This window comes from Saccharothrix algeriensis, from assembly GCF_016907655.1.
GTDB classification, from domain to species: domain Bacteria; phylum Actinomycetota; class Actinomycetes; order Mycobacteriales; family Pseudonocardiaceae; genus Actinosynnema; species Actinosynnema algeriense.
The window spans coordinates 5,154,329-5,168,336 of record NZ_JAFBCL010000001.1 but is presented as its reverse complement, the minus strand read 5'-3'; the positions used below and the strand labels follow the sequence as shown (position 1 = coordinate 5,168,336).

The following is a 14,008-nucleotide window of genomic DNA, read 5'->3' as shown; positions in this document are numbered from 1 at the left end:
GTCGAACGTGACGCAGGAAACCGCGTCGGACGCGGCGCAGGAACCCGGAGCGAGGACCCGGCGCAGGAACCGGGCGCAAGAACCGGGCGCAAGAACCGGGCGCGGGAACCCGGCGGGGAACCGTGCGCGGGAACCCCGAGCCGGGGCTCGGCGTGGGAACCGGGGCGGAGAGCCCGGAACCGGCGACCGGGGCGGAGACCCGGGCGGGCGCCGGGGTGGGACGCCGTCGGCGGACCCGGACTCGGGGGAACCCGACGCCGCGGGGGCGCGGGGAGTCCGGCGTCCGACTCCACCGGTCCCGTCTCCGCCGATCCCGCCGCTGACCGGGCGGGGCGCCGGGGACGGGCGCCGAGGGCCGGGTCAGCCGCCCTGGTGAACCCTGGTGCGGCTCCAACCCCTCCGCTGCAACTGCTCACCGCTGAGTGCCTGCGGGCGACCGCGGTCGTCCACCCCGACCCAGCGGGCGCGGAAACCTTCGAGCACGTAGGCGTGGCCCTTGCTCCAGACCACGCTGCACGGTGCGGTGGGCAGCGGACCCGCGCCGACGGGGGCGGGGCGCGCCGCCCGGCGCTTCGCGGGCTCGGACTCGGTTTCCGTTCTGGTGCTCATCTCGATCCCTCCACCCGGGGTGTCGCTCGCGACGGTCACGGCGTTATCCCCGACACAAGGATTCTGCGCGAACTGTGGTCTCCGCCACCCGCCGACGGCGTTTATCGGGCGGATCCATCGCCGAGCGCGCATGTTCCTTCCCCTGAGGTGTAACCGGCGGCGCCCGCCGCAAACCGCTCACCGCCCGTCATCGGCCGCACGGCGCTCACCCGACTACACTGGAACTGATCAAGACGCCATCCGACCGCTTGTGGGGCCCTGCCGGGCTCCGTACGGTGGGTGGCGCAGCGGTTGAGCCAACAGCCGCGCCGGGGAAGCTCCGGCTCACGGGCCACGGTGCCGCCACGCTGCATTCACGTGCTCGGCGCGTCCGCACGCCTGGGCTTCCCTCCCCTAGCGCAAGACAGGCGAAGAAGGAGACCCACGTGACGGTTCAGGATCCGAACGTCCTGGCGACGAGCGGAGCCGGGTCCGCCGCGGAGAGCGCGCGGACCGGGCAGGTCGTGCGCTCGGTGGACCGCCCGGCCGACGGCGTGGTGGTCGTCGCCGCCGGCGGTGAGATCGACATGCTCACCGCGCCCGAGCTGCGGGCGGACGTCCTGGGCAGGCTCGACGACGGCGACACCCTCGTGCTGGACCTGTCGGGCGTGAGCTTCCTGGGTTCGGCGGGTCTCGCGGTGCTGGTCGAGGCGGCCCAGCACGCGAAGCGCCGGGGCACGGCGTTCCGCGTGGTCGCCGTCGCGCGGGCGGTCACCCGGCCGCTGGTCGCGACCGGCCTCGGCGAGGTGTTCAGCGTGTACGGCTCGGTGGCGGAGGCACTGGCGGCGGACGGCGCAGCGTAGGCGGGCTGGCGTGCGCGACCAGGTCGACGACCTGGTCCACGCCGGCCGCCACGAGCGCGGCGTGGGCCGCGCCGTCGGCCGGCGCGCGCACCACCACCCGGTTGCCCGCCGCCGCGGCGGCCTCGGCGATCGCGTGCAGGCTGCGCACCAGCCCGTCGTTGCGGGCGCCGAGGCGGCGCAGGTCGACCACGATCGGCACCGAGCCGCCCCGGGCCGCGGTGAGGATGCGCCGCCGCACGGCGGGCCCGGCGCGGGCCGGCACGTCGCCGACCACCACGACCTCCACCCAGCCCCGCCGCACCGACACCAGGACCTGGTCGAACGACGGGTCGCGGTAGGTGCCCCGGGTGGTGTGCCGGGCGCCGAGGACGAGGGTCACGCGGGTGCCGTCGGCGGCCCGCTCGACCTGCACCTCGTCCACGTTCTCCCGCATCAGCAGCAGGCCGCGCCCGCGGTCGGACAGCTCGACGGGCGGGACCCGCCAGCGGCCGTCGTCGGCCACCACGACGCGGATGGAGCCGTCGGGCCGCGCTTCGGCCTCGACGCGCACCACACCCGGCTCCCCGTCCGGGTAGGCGTGCTCCACGGCGTTGCTCACGGCTTCGTTCACCGCGATGACCAGGTCGTACCGGTCGTCCTCGGACAGTCCCGAGGCGCTCAGCCACCTGTCGAGTCGTGCACGGACCACCGCGAGCCGACCGGCCTCGGCCGGGAACTCCGCCCGCCAGTGGTAGTCCGCGAGTCGATCGGTCAAAGGGCCTCCCCATGGCGCAACAACCAGTCTTCCCTGGACGGGCGGCGCTTACACGTGTGAGGTTCGATCAGTTCGGGTACCGATAGCTTCAGCACCGGCGAGACAGAAACGGACGATGAGGTGAGCGTGTCGCACACGGAGCCGCTGAGCGGCGATTCGGATGACCCCTTGGCCGGGGTGGAGCTGCGGATGGCCGCCGATCCGACCCAGCTGTCGATCGTCCGGGCGGTGGCGGCCGACATCGCCATGCGCCAGGACTTCGACCTGGACGCGATCGAGGACCTGAAGCTGGCGGTGGACGAGGCTTGCTCGACGCTCATCTCGCTGGCCGCGCCGAGCGCCGTGCTCAGCGCGCGGTTCCTCGTGGTGAGCGGTTCGGTGCAGGTGTTCACGGCGGTGGGCTCGAAGCGGTCGGCGCCGCCGGACCGGGACAGCTTCGGCTGGCGGGTGCTCAGCGCCCTGGTGGACTCGGTGACCACGTGGGTGGCGCCCCGGTCCGACGCGTACGAGGTGCACATCGACCTCGTGAAGCGGTCGTCACAGGGGACGGCGTGACGGCATCCGACAACGGGGGCACGACGCGTTCGCAGGGGGACTACGACCACCTGGCGCCGCTGTTCGTCCGGCTGGCCGCGACGCCCCAGGGCGATCCCGCGCGGGAGCGGCTGCGCGACGAGCTGGTGACCGAGCACCTGCCGGTGGCCAGGCACATCGCCCGGCGGTTCGGCCACCGCGGCGAGCCCTACGACGACCTGGTGCAGGTGGCCACGGTCGGGTTGATCAACGCGGTGGACCGGTTCGACCCGGAGCGGGGCAGCGACTTCCTGTCCTTCGCCGTGCCGACGATCATGGGCGAGGTGCGGAAGTACTTCCGCGACTCCAGCTGGTCGGTGCGGATGCCCCGGCGGCTCAAGGAGCTGCACCTGGCGATCAACGCGGGTTCGGCGCGACTGTCCCAGCAGCTGGGGCGCGCGCCCACCCCGTCCGAGCTGGCCGAGCACCTGGGCCTGAGCCGCGAGGAGGTCCACGAGGGCCTGGCGGCCGGCAACGCCTACCACAGCGCGTCGCTGGACGACCTGCTGGTGGCCGACGACAGCTCCATCTCGCTGGGCAGCACGCTCGGCGAGGAGGACCCGGAGCTGGAGGCGATCGAGCAGCGGGAGGCGTTGCACCCGCTGCTGGAGAAGCTCCCCGAGCGGGAGCGGAAGATCGTGGTCATGCGGTTCTTCGGCAACATGACGCAGACGCAGATCGCGCAGAAGGTCGGCATCTCGCAGATGCACGTGTCGCGGTTGCTGGCCAAGACGCTGCGCCAGCTCCGCGACGGGCTCACCGAGTAGTCCGGGCGGGATCGGTCCGAGCAGGATCGGTCCGAGCGGGATCGGTCCGGGCTGGACCGGTCTGGGCGGCAGCGCCGCGGGCGGTGCCGCCGGGAGCGGCGCCGGTCCGGGCCGTGCCCGCGCACCCGGCTGCCACACCGCGCGCGACGCCTCCGGGCTCGCGCGCGGTCCGCTGCCCGGGGTGCCGCTCCCCGGCCCGCCACGCCGCGACGGCGTGGTGCCGCGGGCGCGTGGTGCGACCGGGTCGTGCGTGCCCCGGGGCGGGGCACGCGCTCCGTGAACGGCAGGTCCGGAGTGGCGAGGAACTCGCTGTCCGGACCTGCCGCAGGGGGTGGGTCGGTGGCCGTGCCGTGGTCGCCGCCACGGATCAGGCGGCCACGCGGCGGCGGGCGGCGGCGATGATGCGGCGGCGTTCGTCCTCGCCCATGCCGCCCCAGACGCCGTAGGGCTCCTGGACGGCGAGGGCGTGCTGCCGGCACTGGAGGAGGACGGGGCACTGACCGCACAGCTGCTTGGCCCGCTCCTCCCGTGCCGCGCGGGCGGAGCCGCGCTCGTTGTCGGGGTGGAAGAAGACGGCGCTGTCCCGGCCGCGGCACAGGCCGTCCTTCTGCCAGTCCCACACGTCGGTGACGGGCTTGGGCAGGCGCGCGGTGCTGGTCATCTCGGGAATACCCCCTGTTGGAGTCGTTTCAGGTGCTGATCACGGCGTACCCCGGCGGGTGGGGAGCACAAACGTTTCGGACCCCTATCGGGTTACGGCTCGCACTCCGGTCGTCCCGCCGGCCCGCCCGGTGGTCGCCGGCCGGGGTCGGCGGCGCCCCCGGCGGGGGTCACCGCCCGCCTCCGCGGACCTGCGGGGCCACCTCTCGCGCCCAGAACTCGAAGAACTCCTCGTGCCCGGACCCGATCTGCTGCACGTACACCTCGTCGTAGCCGGCGTCGGCGTACTCCTGGACGGCCCGCGCGTAAGGCTCCGGGTCAGGGCCGACGGGCAGCGCCTGCGCCACCATGTCCTCCGTCACCAGCGTCGCGGCCTGCTCGAAGTGGCGCGGCGTGGGCAGCACCTGGGACAGCTCGCCGGGCAGCTGGTCGTTGGGCCAGACGCGGTGGGCCGTGCGGACGGCCTGCTCGACCGTCGGCGCGTGGCAGACCTTGAACCCGGCCTGCGCGGGCTTGCCGTGGCCGCCGGTCTCGTGGAACTTCCGGACCAGCGACGCGTCGGGGATCGTGCTGCACAGGCCGTCGCCGATGCGCCCGGCCAGCGTCGCGGCCTTGGGGCCGAACGCGGACACGTAGATCGGCACCGGCTGCTCGGGCAGGGTGTAGACGCGGGCGTTCTCCACGGTGTAGTGCTCGCCGCGGTGCTCGACCACCTCGCCGGTGTGCAGCTTGCGGATCACCTCGACCGCTTCCTCCAGCATCGACAGCCGGCGCGGCGCGGAGGGCCACGGGTCGCCGAAGATGTGCTCGTTGAGCGCTTCGCCGGAGCCGACGCCGAGCACGAACCCGCCCTCGCACTGCACGGCGGCGGTGGCGGCGGCCTGCGCGACGACGGCCGGGTGCAGGCGCACCGTGGGGCAGGTGACCGCGGTGGTGATCGGCAGGGTCGTCACCTCGGACAGCGCGCCGATGACCGACCAGACGAACGGGCTCTGCCCCTGCTCGTCGTTCCACGGGTGGTAGTGGTCGGAGATCCACAACCGCTCGAACCCGGCGTCCTGCGCCAGGCGGGCCTGCCGGACCAGCTCGCGCGGCCCGTACTCCTCGCTGGAGAGGAAGTAACCGATGCTGACCATGGGCGGGGGTTACCCGCGCGGCGACGCCCGAACCACGCTCGGTCCGCACCCGGCGGCCGGGTCCCCCGCGTCCGGGTCGCGCCCGCGCACGGCCCCGGCCGCCGGCTTCACCTCATCGGACGACGCGGCGACGGCCGCCCGGCCCGGGGCCGTCACAGCGGCAGCAGCATCCGCCCGCCCAGCAGCAGCGCCCCGATGGTGACCGCGGCGAACAGCAGCACCCACAGCAGGCCCGGCACGCGGGTGATGCGGGCCAGCTGGTCGGCGTCGGAGTTCGGCGCGCGCCCGCGCAGCCGGCGGCGCTGCAGCTCCCCCACCGGCCGCACCCCGCCCAGCAGCAGGAACCACGCCACGAACAGCGCGAACGCCGCCTGCCACTCGGCCGTGGCGTACCAGGACACGGCGAGCACCACCGCGCCGGTCAGCACCACCGACAGCACGCCGAACAGGTTGCGGATCATCAGCAGCATCCCGGCCAGCAGCACCGCGGTGGCCCACAGCAGCGGGCGGACCCGGTCGGCGGCGACCAGCGCCGCCGCGCCCAGCCCCAGCAGCGACGGCGCCACGTACCCCGCGAGGTACATCAGCACCACGGCGGGACCGGTCGGCCGGCCGCGCGACACCGTCACGCCGGAGGTGTCCGGGTTCAGCTTGACGCCCTCCAGCCGGCGCCCGGTGAGCAGCGCCACGAGGGCGTGCCCGCCCTCGTGCGCGATGGTGATGGTGTTGCGGCTCAGCCGCCAGGTCCCGGGACCGGCCACCACGACCAGGGCGAGCACGGCGGGGGCCCACTGCGCGAGTGTCGACATCGCCGTCCAGCATGCCAGGCCCGGCCCGCGACGCGCTCCGACCGGCGGAGCGCGGACCGGCCACCGTCCGATGTGGACGGTGGCCGGTCGGTGGCGCCGCGCGGTCAGCGGTAGTGCCGCGCCTTGTGCTGCTCGGCGACCGCGGGGTCGATCGGCTGGACCGGGCGGGTGGTGATCGTCGGTTCGGCCGACTCGACGCGCCGGTCGCGGACGTCCGGCTCGCGCTCGTGCCGCCCGTTCAGGTCCTCCCGGTCGCGCTGGACCGGCATCCCGTGGTCGCGGACGCCGTCGTCGCGGACCGGTTCGGCGACCGGCTCGACCTCCTGCTCCGGCACGACGACCTTGCGCCGCGCGGGCAGCACGGCGATCAGCAGGCCGACCGCCGCCAGGCCCAGGTGCAGCCAGTTGTCGTTGGTGTTGAGCGCCAGCGGGTTGCCCAGGCCCGACACCGGGTTGCTCGACACCACGCCGGCCAGCATCAGGCCCCACACCAGCACGGCGCCGTAGGCCAGGAAGACGATCCAGCCGTAGAGCCGGGCCAGCCCCGAGCCGGTGGCCATCAGCAGGCCCAGCACGCCGAACGCCAGGTGGATCACGTTGTGCAGCGGGTTGACCGCGAAGCCCAGCAGCAGCGCGTGGTGCTCGCCCGCGAAGTCTCCGAAGCCGGTGCGCACGAAGCCGGCGACGCCGGCGACGAGGAACGCCAGGCCGAGCAGACCTGCCAGCACTTGGGCGGGCTGGAGTCCCGCGACCTTGACACGACCGGTGGTCGAGTGGGTCATCACGCCCTCCCACGAGGACCGGGGAGCCCGCCGACCGGGCTCCGGACGCCCCTCGGCTACCCGACCGTCACAGAGGGCAAACTCGGGTGGGAGCGGGTGCACGGACCCGCGTCCCGGTCGACAGGAGCCACTGCCCCGCCGTGCCGGGGCACCGTCCCGACCCACCCCATGAAGGTCGGGGCGTCACGGCGCGCGGTGTCGCGCGCGCAGCTTCACGACGGAATGCGGCGACGCGTTCCGCGGAGGGCCGTGAGAACGATCGCGGGAATCGCCTCGCGCTTTCCGGCCGGCCCGCGGAGAACTCCCCGCGCGGGCCCGCGCCGGCGGCGACGACTAGCGGAGGGCCCGTTCCGCCACACCGGACCACGCGAACCCGTCGGCTTTCACGTCGCGCCTCCTTCGCCGTCGTCGAAAAGCACTATTGCGCGCGCAACGGGTTGCCGTCAAAGCATTAATCCCGCCGGGGAGCGGGTGGTCACGCCGGCGCGGACCACACCAGCGAGTAGCGCCAGTACAGGTGGCGGCGGACCCGCGCGCCGGGGATCAGCCGCTCGGCGCCGGCCTTGACCTCGTCGACCGACATCGACCAGTCCCGGACCGGGGCGCTGTCCACCGGGTCGTCGCGCACCAGCCGCATGACGAGGTTCGGCGGCAGCGAGGCGGCGCTGACCACCCAGTCCCACGGGGTCTTCTCCTTGGCCAGCCCCAGCACGGCCAGCACCCCGCCCGGCGCGACCAGGTCCCGGAGCCGCCCGACGGCGGTGGTGAAGGGCATGTGGTGCAGCGCGGCGATGCACGACACGAAGTCGTACGGCCCGCCCAGGTCGTCGACCAGGACGTCGGCCCGCCGGAAGTCCACGCCCGGCGCGGAGACCTCGACGGCCCGGTCCACGGCCGTGACGGCCAGCCCGCGCGCGGCCAGCTTGCGCGCGAACTCCCCGTTGCCGCACCCGACGTCCAGGGCCGTCCGCGCTCCCGGCGGCACCTGGTCCAGCAACAGCGGGTGGTAGTGCGCGTTGTGGTCGAAGTGCTTCACGCCGGGGAGGACGCGTAGGACCGGTCCGGGGTTGGCCGCGCCCCGGCGGGCGGTGGCCGCGCCGGCGGCGCTTGACCTCCAGCAAGGTCGAGGTCCTAGGTTCGCGACCACCACGATCCGAGGGGGAAACGGGATGCGGGCCATCCGTCAACACGAGTTCGGACCGGCCGGGGTGCTGCGCTGGGAGGAGGTGCCGGACCCCCGGCCGGCGGGCGGCCAGGTGGCGGTCGAGGTGCGGGCCGCCGGGGTGCACCTGCTCGACACGTCGCTGCGCCGGGGCGAGGACGGCGGGCCGTTCAGGCTGCCGGAGCTGCCCATGACGCCCGGCCGGGAGGTGGCCGGGGTGGTCGTCGGGCTCGGCGACGGCGTCGACGGGCGGTGGGCGGGCAAGCGGGTCGTCGCGCACCTGGGGGCCGCGCACGGCGGGTACGCCGAGCTGGCCGTCGCGGACGCCGCCTCGTTGCACGAGCTGCCCGACCACGTCTCCGACGACGCGGCGGTCGCCATGGTCGGCACCGGGCGCACGGCGATCGGCGTGCTGCGCGTCGCCGCGCCGACCGCGGACGACGTGGTGCTCGTGCCGGCCGCGGCGGGCGGGCTGGGCGCGCTGTTCGTGCAGGGGGCCAAGGCCGTCGGCGCGCGGGTGGTCGGCGCGGCGAGCACGGCGAAGGTGGACCTGGTGCGCGGCCTCGGCGCGGACCTCGTCGTGGACTACACCGACGACGGCTGGGCGGACGAGGTGCGGGCCGCGGTCGGCGAGGTGACCGCCGTGCTCGACGGCGTGGGCGGCGCGCGGGGTCGGCAGGCCCTGGAGCTGCTGGGGGTCGGCGGGCGGATCGTGCTGTTCGGCTGGTCGTCGGGCGAGCCGACCCGGATCGGGACCGCCGACCTGTACGCGCGGGGGCTGACCGCGTCGGTGGCGCTGGGGCCCCGGATGCTCAGGACGATGAGCCTGCGCGAGTTGGAGGAGGAGGCGCTGCTGGCGCTCTCGACCGGTCGGCTCACGCCGGTGACCACGGTGTTCCCCCTGGTCGACGCCGCCGAGGCGCACACCGCGCTGGAGAACCGCGCGACCACCGGCAAGGTCGTGCTCAAGCCCTGACCGGCGGGAGCGGGCGGTGCGCCGCGAGGGGGGCGCACCGCCCGCGGCGGCCCGGCGGGCGGGCGCCGCGGCGGGCGGCCTCAGCGGTCCGCGGTGGCGGTGCGGGCGGTCCGCGACGCGCGCACCAGGTGGCCGTGCCACGGGATCAGCGGACCGGTGCGGTTGTCCACGAGCCGCCGCCAGGTGGTGCGGCACAGCTCCTGGAACGGCCCCGCGTCCCAGTCCCGGGCCAGCTCGCGCAACGGCCGGTCGTGGACGTTGCCGAGCCCGTAGCGGCGGTCGAAGCCGTAGGAGACCGGCACGGCCGCGCCGTTCGCCTCGACCACCAGCGGGGTCAACCAGCCGCCCAGCGGCCGGCCCGCGGGCACCGGGGCGGCCATGAACGCCGCCGGCGCGCGGACCAGCGCGGTGCGCGGCACGGCGTCCAGCCGCACCGCCAGGCCGTGCTCCTCGGCGACCCGCCCCAGCTCGACGGCCGCGTACGCCAGCTCGACGGCGTCCGGCCGCTCCCCCGCCATCAGCCGGTTCGCCGCGCCCTCCGGCTCCAGCGGGCGCACCCGCAGCAGCAGCGCGCCGGACCGGGCCGCCGCCACCGCCACGTCGCCGAGCCGGGTCGCGTTGCCCTGGGTCAGGGTGGTGGTCACGCCGACCGGGATGCCCGCCTCGGTCAGCCGCCGGATGCCGGCCAGCGCCTTGCCGAAGCACCCCGGCCGGTCGCGGATGCGGTCGTGGGCGCCCTCGTCGCCGTCCAGCGACACCGCCGCCAGGTCGACCAGGCCGCGCACCAGGCCGATGCGGCGCTGGGTCAGCGCCACGGCGTTGGTGGTGACGGTCGTCCGCATCCCGGCCGCCCGCGCGGCCCTCAGCAGCGCGGGCAGTTCCGGGTAGAGGAACGGCTCGCCGCCGGAGACGTCGAGCACGTCGTAGCCGAGCGCGGCGGCGTCGGCGACCACCCGGGACAGCACCCCGACCGGCACCGACTCCGCGACGTCGGGTCCCGAGCTGGAGTAGCAGTGCAGGCACCTGAGGTTGCACAGCCTCGTCGGGTGGACCTGCAGCACCGCTCCCCCGTCCGTGCGCACCATCTCCACCCTCCCGCGAGCCCGATACCGGTATGGAGGGCGCGAGCGGCCCGGTGATACGTCGGCGCGCCGCGGTCCGCCGCCGGCCGGCCGCGCACCCGGCGCGGTGCCCCGGCCAGGTCCGCGCACGGCGCCCGACCGGTTCGCGGAACACGCTCCCACAATGGCGGCAACACCGGAAATATTCCACGCCGGCGGGCGTGGCACCGATTTCCGGTCGAACCGATTTGTGCGGGCCGACCGCTGCCGCAACGGTGCTACGGTGCGGCGCCAACCGAGCCGGAAGGATTCGCGGTCAATGAATGGTCGGCCTTCACGACCGAATTCCGACGCCAGCGGCAGAAGTCCGGGAAGAATGGTTTTCCTGCTCCACTGGGCCGGTGTCGCGACGAGCCTTTCCGCCGCCCTCCTCGCCGCCCTGACCCTGCCCACGGCCCTGCTCGGCGCCGCCGGCGCGGTGGCCTGCCTGGCGATCGGCGCGGCCGTCCTCGCGACCGCCCGCGGGCGGTCGCCGGGCGGGTCCGCGGCCTGGCCGGCCGTGGCGTCGGCGCTGGCGCTGGCGCTGGTCGTGGCGCTCGGCGGCCGGGGCGCGCGCGAGCCCGCCGACGCCGCGCCGCCGCCCCCGGCGAGCACCACCGCGACCGGGACGGACCCGCTCGGCGGCGCGCGCACGGCGCAGCCCCCGGGCACCGTCGCGCTGACGGACCTGCGACCGGTGCGGGACGACCCGGACGGGAACCTGTGGACGAGCGGCGAGGAGCACCTGGCGGGCGTTCCGCGCGGACGCGCGCTGGCCGCCACCGGCGCGTGGTGCGGGACCACCCGGCTCGAATTCGCCCTCGACGGGGAGTACGCCCGGTTCTCGGCGCTGACCGGGATCTCCGACCGGTCCGCCGAGACCAGGCCGCTGCGCTTCTACGTGCTGACCGACGGCCACCGGGCCGTCGACCTGCCGGAGGTGGGCAGGGCGCCGCAGCCGGTGGACGTGCCGGTCGCCGGCGTCACCCGGCTCGTGATCGGCGTGCAGCCGCCCGCCGGCGACACCAGCACGTGCCCCGGCCCGGAACGCGTCGGGGTGTTCGCCGACCCGTTGCTGACCCGGGCGGGGTGACCGGCCGCCGGGGCGCGCCCCGGCGGGAGGGTCCACACGCGAACCGGGCGGCGACCGGCGTGGCGCCGGTTCCGTGACCGGTGACCACCGGCGGTCACCCGCCGGTGGCCGACCGGGGTCGCGCTTTCACGATTCCGACCGTCCGTCCAGTGTGGACCGGGTGTAGCCGACCCCCCGCTCGGGTATGCGCTTGCCATGGACAGCACGGAGGTGGAACTCAGGCTGGAGGCCCGGCCCGCGCACCTGTCCACGGTCCGCGCCGTCGCGGGCGCACTCGCCCGGTCCACCCCCGAACTCGCCGTCGACCTGGTCATCGCGGTGGACGAGGCGTGCACGGCGCTGATCACCAGGGCCCGCCGGCACGCCGAGCTGGCCTGCCGGTTCGTGCTGGACGGCGACTCGGTTCGGTTTCGCGCACAGGTGCCGTCCGCGGCCGTGACCGTCCCCGACCACCGCTCGTTGTACTGGCGGGTCGTCCGCTCGGTGACCGACACCGTGGCCACCTGGGTGGACGGGGACGGCCTGCTGCACGTCGAGCTGAGGTGCCGGGCATGAACGCCGTCGACTACCAACCGCTGTTCGTGGAACTGGCGGCGACCCAGCGCGACGGCTCCCGGTACGCGCAGCTGCGCGACCACCTGGTGACCGAGCACCTGCCGCTGGCCAGGCACATCGCCGACCGGTTCGCCGAGCGCGGCGAGAGCGCGGAGGACCTGCGGCAGGTGGCGGCGCTGGGCCTGATCCACGCCGTCGACCGGTTCGACGCGGCGCGCGGCATCGACTTCCTGGCGTTCGCGGTGCCCACCATCACCGGCGAGGTCCGCCGCTACCTGCGGGACCAGGGCTGGGCGGTGCGGGTCCCCCGGCGGCTCAAGGAGCTGTGCGTCGCCATCGACTCGGCGCGGGTGGAGCTGGCCCGCCGCACCGGCCGCTCGCCCAAGCCCAGCGAGGTGGCCCGGCACCTGGGCATCGGGCTGGACGAGGTCTACGAGGGGCTGCACGCCACCTCCGCGCACCACCTGCTGTCGCTGGACGAGCTGGTCGTCGGCGGCGAGCTGGACAGCACCGACGAGCTGGTGTGCGACGACCCGGCGCTGGAGGTGGTCGAGCTGCAGCACGCGCTGGACCCGATGCTGCGCGGGCTGCCCCGGCGCGAGCGGCGGATCGTCGTCCTGCGGTTCTTCCGCAACATGACCCAGAGCCAGATCGCCGACTCGGTGGGCGTGTCCCAGATGCACGTGTCGCGGCTGCTGAGCCGTTCGCTGGCCCGGCTGCGGAGCCTGCTCGACGACGGGTGACGACCTTGAGGAGAGTCGGCCATGACGAACCTTTCCTGGCCCCAGCGCACGACGTTGGCGCTCGGCGCGCTGCTGCTGCTGTGGTCGCTGGCCGACGTGGCCGCCGACCGCGAGCCGTTGGCGCTGCTGCACTCGATCACCGGTCTGGCGGTGCTGGCCGCCGTGTCCCGGGTGCGGACGGCCCGCTTCGTCGGCACGCTGCTGGGCGTGGTGTTCCTCGTGGTGTTCGCGTACGCGGGGGGTGACCCGGGCGGTCCGCTGGACGCGGGCGCGCTCGGCAACGGGGTGCACCTGCTGATCGGCTTCACGTCCGTGGCGATCGCGTTGAGCTGCGTGTGGTGCGAGCAGCGCGCGAGGGCTTCCCACCGGCGGCGCGCGCGACGGTTGCCCTAGTGCGCCACCGGGTACATCCGTCGGTGAGGGCGACGGGAGGAGCGGGATGCACACCACTGGCTGGCACGAGGTCGTGGGGGTCGATGGGCCGTTCGTGTCGGTCTACCTCGACGTGAGCGATCACCTGGACCTGCGCTGGCGAGCGGTCCGCGACCAGCTCGACGGGGCGGGCGCCGACCCGGCGCTGCTGGCGGTGGTCGAGTCGGCGGTCCGCGCCACCCTCCCCGCGCCCGGCCGGTCGCCCCGCGCCGGGCGCGGCCTCGTCGCGGCCGGTGACCGGGTGCTGGTCGACCGCTACCTGCCCGTGCCGCCGCCCGGGTACACCGCCCGCTTCGGCCCGCTGCCCTACCTGCTGCCGCTGGTGGACCTGTCCGAGCCCCTGCTGCCGCACGTGGTCGTGCAGGTGGACGAGCACGGCGCGGAGCTGCGCGGCGTCGACCCGAGCGGCCGGCCGGTGGCCGTCGCCTCGGTGGGCGCGCGCCGGCCTGGCCGGCCGTGGGGCGCCGCCGAGCTGGCCGACGTGGCGCAGGAGGCCACCACCCTGGTGGACCGCCTGTCCGCGCCGCTGCTGGTGCTCGCGGGGCCGCTGCCGACGCGCCGCTCGCTGCGGGTGGCGCTGCCCGACCGCTACCACCACCTCGTCGTGGAGGTGGAGGGCTCGCCGGACCGCGCGGTGCTGCACCTGGCGGGCCGGGCCAACCAGGACCGGCGGCGGGCGGTGGCGCAGCGGTTCCGGGACGAGTCGGCGGGGCTGACCGGCCGCGCGGTGCACGGCCTGGCGGCGGTGCGGGAGGCCCTGGCGAACGAGGCGGTCGAGACGCTGCTGCTGACCGACGCCCTGGTGGGCGCGCGGTCGGTCGACGGCGGCCGGGCCGACGAGGTGCTGCCGCTGCTGGCCGCGGCGTGCGGGGCGGACATCGCCCTCGTCGGCGGTGCGGTGCAGCTGCGCGAGGACGTCGGAGCCCTGCTCGCCGCGTGAGGCCGACCGGCGCGGAACCCTAGTCTGTGCGCAGTGGACGGACGCACAGATTACTGGTTGGTCCACAGTGGACGG

General features: G+C 75.3%; 17 protein-coding genes. 9 read left to right on the top strand and 8 right to left on the bottom strand.

Annotated features, from left to right (window positions below):
* Positions 1–360: 360 nt before the first annotated feature.
* Positions 361–609 (bottom strand): hypothetical protein, encoded by a 249-nt coding sequence (locus JOE68_RS23675; protein WP_204844475.1) that lies wholly within the window; start codon positions 607–609, stop codon positions 361–363.
* A 425-nt stretch (positions 610–1,034) separates the two neighbouring features.
* On the opposite strand from JOE68_RS23675, the gene JOE68_RS23670 reads away from it, so the two are divergent.
* Positions 1,035–1,451, top strand: a complete 417-nt coding sequence (locus tag JOE68_RS23670) for an STAS domain-containing protein (RefSeq protein ID WP_204844474.1) — start codon at positions 1,035–1,037, stop codon at positions 1,449–1,451.
* Here the strand turns inward: JOE68_RS23670 and JOE68_RS23665 are convergent.
* Positions 1,399–2,205, bottom strand: a complete 807-nt coding sequence (locus JOE68_RS23665; protein ID WP_204844473.1) for an ATP-binding protein — start codon at positions 2,203–2,205, stop codon at positions 1,399–1,401. The genes JOE68_RS23670 and JOE68_RS23665 overlap by 53 nt on opposite strands.
* Positions 2,206–2,331: 126 nt before the next feature.
* Between JOE68_RS23665 and JOE68_RS23660 the strand changes: the two genes are divergently transcribed.
* Together JOE68_RS23660 and JOE68_RS23655 are read left to right on the top strand one after the other, a co-directional pair.
* A complete protein-coding gene (locus tag JOE68_RS23660) occupies positions 2,332–2,760 on the top strand; it encodes an ATP-binding protein (protein WP_307819847.1) in 429 nt (142 codons plus the stop codon).
* Positions 2,757–3,545, top strand: a complete 789-nt coding sequence (locus JOE68_RS23655; RefSeq protein WP_204844471.1) for a SigB/SigF/SigG family RNA polymerase sigma factor — start codon at positions 2,757–2,759, stop codon at positions 3,543–3,545. Before JOE68_RS23660 ends, JOE68_RS23655 begins: the two co-directional genes overlap by 4 nt.
* A gap of 367 nt (positions 3,546–3,912) precedes the next feature.
* Here the strand turns inward: JOE68_RS23655 and JOE68_RS23650 are convergent, their stop codons facing one another.
* The 5 genes from JOE68_RS23650 to JOE68_RS23630 form a co-directional block, all read right to left on the bottom strand.
* Positions 3,913–4,206, bottom strand: coding sequence for a WhiB family transcriptional regulator (locus JOE68_RS23650; protein WP_204844470.1), 294 nt, complete (start codon positions 4,204–4,206; stop codon positions 3,913–3,915).
* Between the two features lie 169 nt (positions 4,207–4,375).
* Positions 4,376–5,341 (bottom strand): TIGR03557 family F420-dependent LLM class oxidoreductase, encoded by a 966-nt coding sequence (locus JOE68_RS23645; RefSeq protein WP_204844469.1) that lies wholly within the window; start codon positions 5,339–5,341, stop codon positions 4,376–4,378.
* A gap of 152 nt (positions 5,342–5,493) precedes the next feature.
* On the bottom strand, positions 5,494–6,150 hold the full coding sequence (locus JOE68_RS23640; protein WP_204844468.1) for a M50 family metallopeptidase: 657 nt from the start codon (positions 6,148–6,150) through the stop codon (positions 5,494–5,496).
* 104 nt (positions 6,151–6,254) lie between these two features.
* Positions 6,255–6,932 carry a DUF4383 domain-containing protein gene (locus JOE68_RS23635; RefSeq protein ID WP_204844467.1) on the bottom strand — a complete coding sequence of 226 codons (678 nt, stop codon included), beginning with the start codon at positions 6,930–6,932 and terminating at the stop codon, positions 6,255–6,257.
* Positions 6,933–7,407: 475 nt separating this feature from the next.
* Positions 7,408–7,968: a class I SAM-dependent methyltransferase gene (locus JOE68_RS23630; RefSeq protein WP_307819846.1), complete on the bottom strand. Its 561-nt coding sequence runs from the start codon at positions 7,966–7,968 to the stop codon at positions 7,408–7,410.
* Positions 7,969–8,101: 133 nt separating this feature from the next.
* Here JOE68_RS23630 and JOE68_RS23625 point away from each other — a divergent pair, with 133 nt between their 5' ends.
* Positions 8,102–9,070 (top strand): zinc-binding dehydrogenase, encoded by a 969-nt coding sequence (locus JOE68_RS23625; RefSeq protein WP_204844465.1) that lies wholly within the window; start codon positions 8,102–8,104, stop codon positions 9,068–9,070.
* A gap of 80 nt (positions 9,071–9,150) precedes the next feature.
* Here JOE68_RS23625 and JOE68_RS23620 read toward each other — a convergent pair whose 3' ends face one another.
* Complete coding sequence (locus JOE68_RS23620) at positions 9,151–10,155, bottom strand: radical SAM protein (protein WP_204844464.1); 1,005 nt, start codon at positions 10,153–10,155, stop codon at positions 9,151–9,153.
* Between the two features lie 352 nt (positions 10,156–10,507).
* Here JOE68_RS23620 and JOE68_RS23615 point away from each other — a divergent pair, with 352 nt between their 5' ends.
* The 5 genes from JOE68_RS23615 (at position 10,508) to JOE68_RS23595 (ending at position 13,933) form a co-directional block, all read left to right on the top strand.
* Positions 10,508–11,263 (top strand): NPCBM/NEW2 domain-containing protein, encoded by a 756-nt coding sequence (locus JOE68_RS23615; protein ID WP_204844463.1) that lies wholly within the window; start codon positions 10,508–10,510, stop codon positions 11,261–11,263.
* Positions 11,264–11,458: 195 nt separating this feature from the next.
* Positions 11,459–11,818 (top strand): ATP-binding protein, encoded by a 360-nt coding sequence (locus JOE68_RS23610; protein ID WP_204844462.1) that lies wholly within the window; start codon positions 11,459–11,461, stop codon positions 11,816–11,818.
* Positions 11,815–12,561: a SigB/SigF/SigG family RNA polymerase sigma factor gene (locus tag JOE68_RS23605; protein WP_204844461.1), complete on the top strand. Its 747-nt coding sequence runs from the start codon at positions 11,815–11,817 to the stop codon at positions 12,559–12,561. Before JOE68_RS23610 ends, JOE68_RS23605 begins: the two co-directional genes overlap by 4 nt.
* A 21-nt stretch (positions 12,562–12,582) precedes the next feature.
* Positions 12,583–12,954 (top strand): hypothetical protein, encoded by a 372-nt coding sequence (locus JOE68_RS23600; RefSeq protein ID WP_204844460.1) that lies wholly within the window; start codon positions 12,583–12,585, stop codon positions 12,952–12,954.
* A 46-nt stretch (positions 12,955–13,000) separates the two neighbouring features.
* Positions 13,001–13,933, top strand: coding sequence for a baeRF2 domain-containing protein (locus JOE68_RS23595; protein ID WP_204844459.1), 933 nt, complete (start codon positions 13,001–13,003; stop codon positions 13,931–13,933).
* Positions 13,934–14,008: the final 75 nt, after the last annotated feature.

Coding starts and splice junctions, on each gene's coding strand:
- JOE68_RS23675 (WP_204844475.1), bottom strand. CDS start 609: ATGAGCACCAGAACGGAAACCGAGTCCGAGCCCGCGAAGCGCCGGGCG.
- JOE68_RS23650 (WP_204844470.1), bottom strand. CDS start 4,206: ATGACCAGCACCGCGCGCCTGCCCAAGCCCGTCACCGACGTGTGGGAC.
- JOE68_RS23645 (WP_204844469.1), bottom strand. CDS start 5,341: ATGGTCAGCATCGGTTACTTCCTCTCCAGCGAGGAGTACGGGCCGCGC.
- JOE68_RS23640 (WP_204844468.1), bottom strand. CDS start 6,150: ATGTCGACACTCGCGCAGTGGGCCCCCGCCGTGCTCGCCCTGGTCGTG.
- JOE68_RS23635 (WP_204844467.1), bottom strand. CDS start 6,932: ATGACCCACTCGACCACCGGTCGTGTCAAGGTCGCGGGACTCCAGCCC.
- JOE68_RS23625 (WP_204844465.1), top strand. CDS start 8,102: ATGCGGGCCATCCGTCAACACGAGTTCGGACCGGCCGGGGTGCTGCGC.
- JOE68_RS23620 (WP_204844464.1), bottom strand. CDS start 10,155: ATGGTGCGCACGGACGGGGGAGCGGTGCTGCAGGTCCACCCGACGAGG.
- JOE68_RS23615 (WP_204844463.1), top strand. CDS start 10,508: ATGGTTTTCCTGCTCCACTGGGCCGGTGTCGCGACGAGCCTTTCCGCC.
- JOE68_RS23610 (WP_204844462.1), top strand. CDS start 11,459: ATGGACAGCACGGAGGTGGAACTCAGGCTGGAGGCCCGGCCCGCGCAC.
- JOE68_RS23605 (WP_204844461.1), top strand. CDS start 11,815: ATGAACGCCGTCGACTACCAACCGCTGTTCGTGGAACTGGCGGCGACC.
- JOE68_RS23600 (WP_204844460.1), top strand. CDS start 12,583: ATGACGAACCTTTCCTGGCCCCAGCGCACGACGTTGGCGCTCGGCGCG.
- JOE68_RS23595 (WP_204844459.1), top strand. CDS start 13,001: ATGCACACCACTGGCTGGCACGAGGTCGTGGGGGTCGATGGGCCGTTC.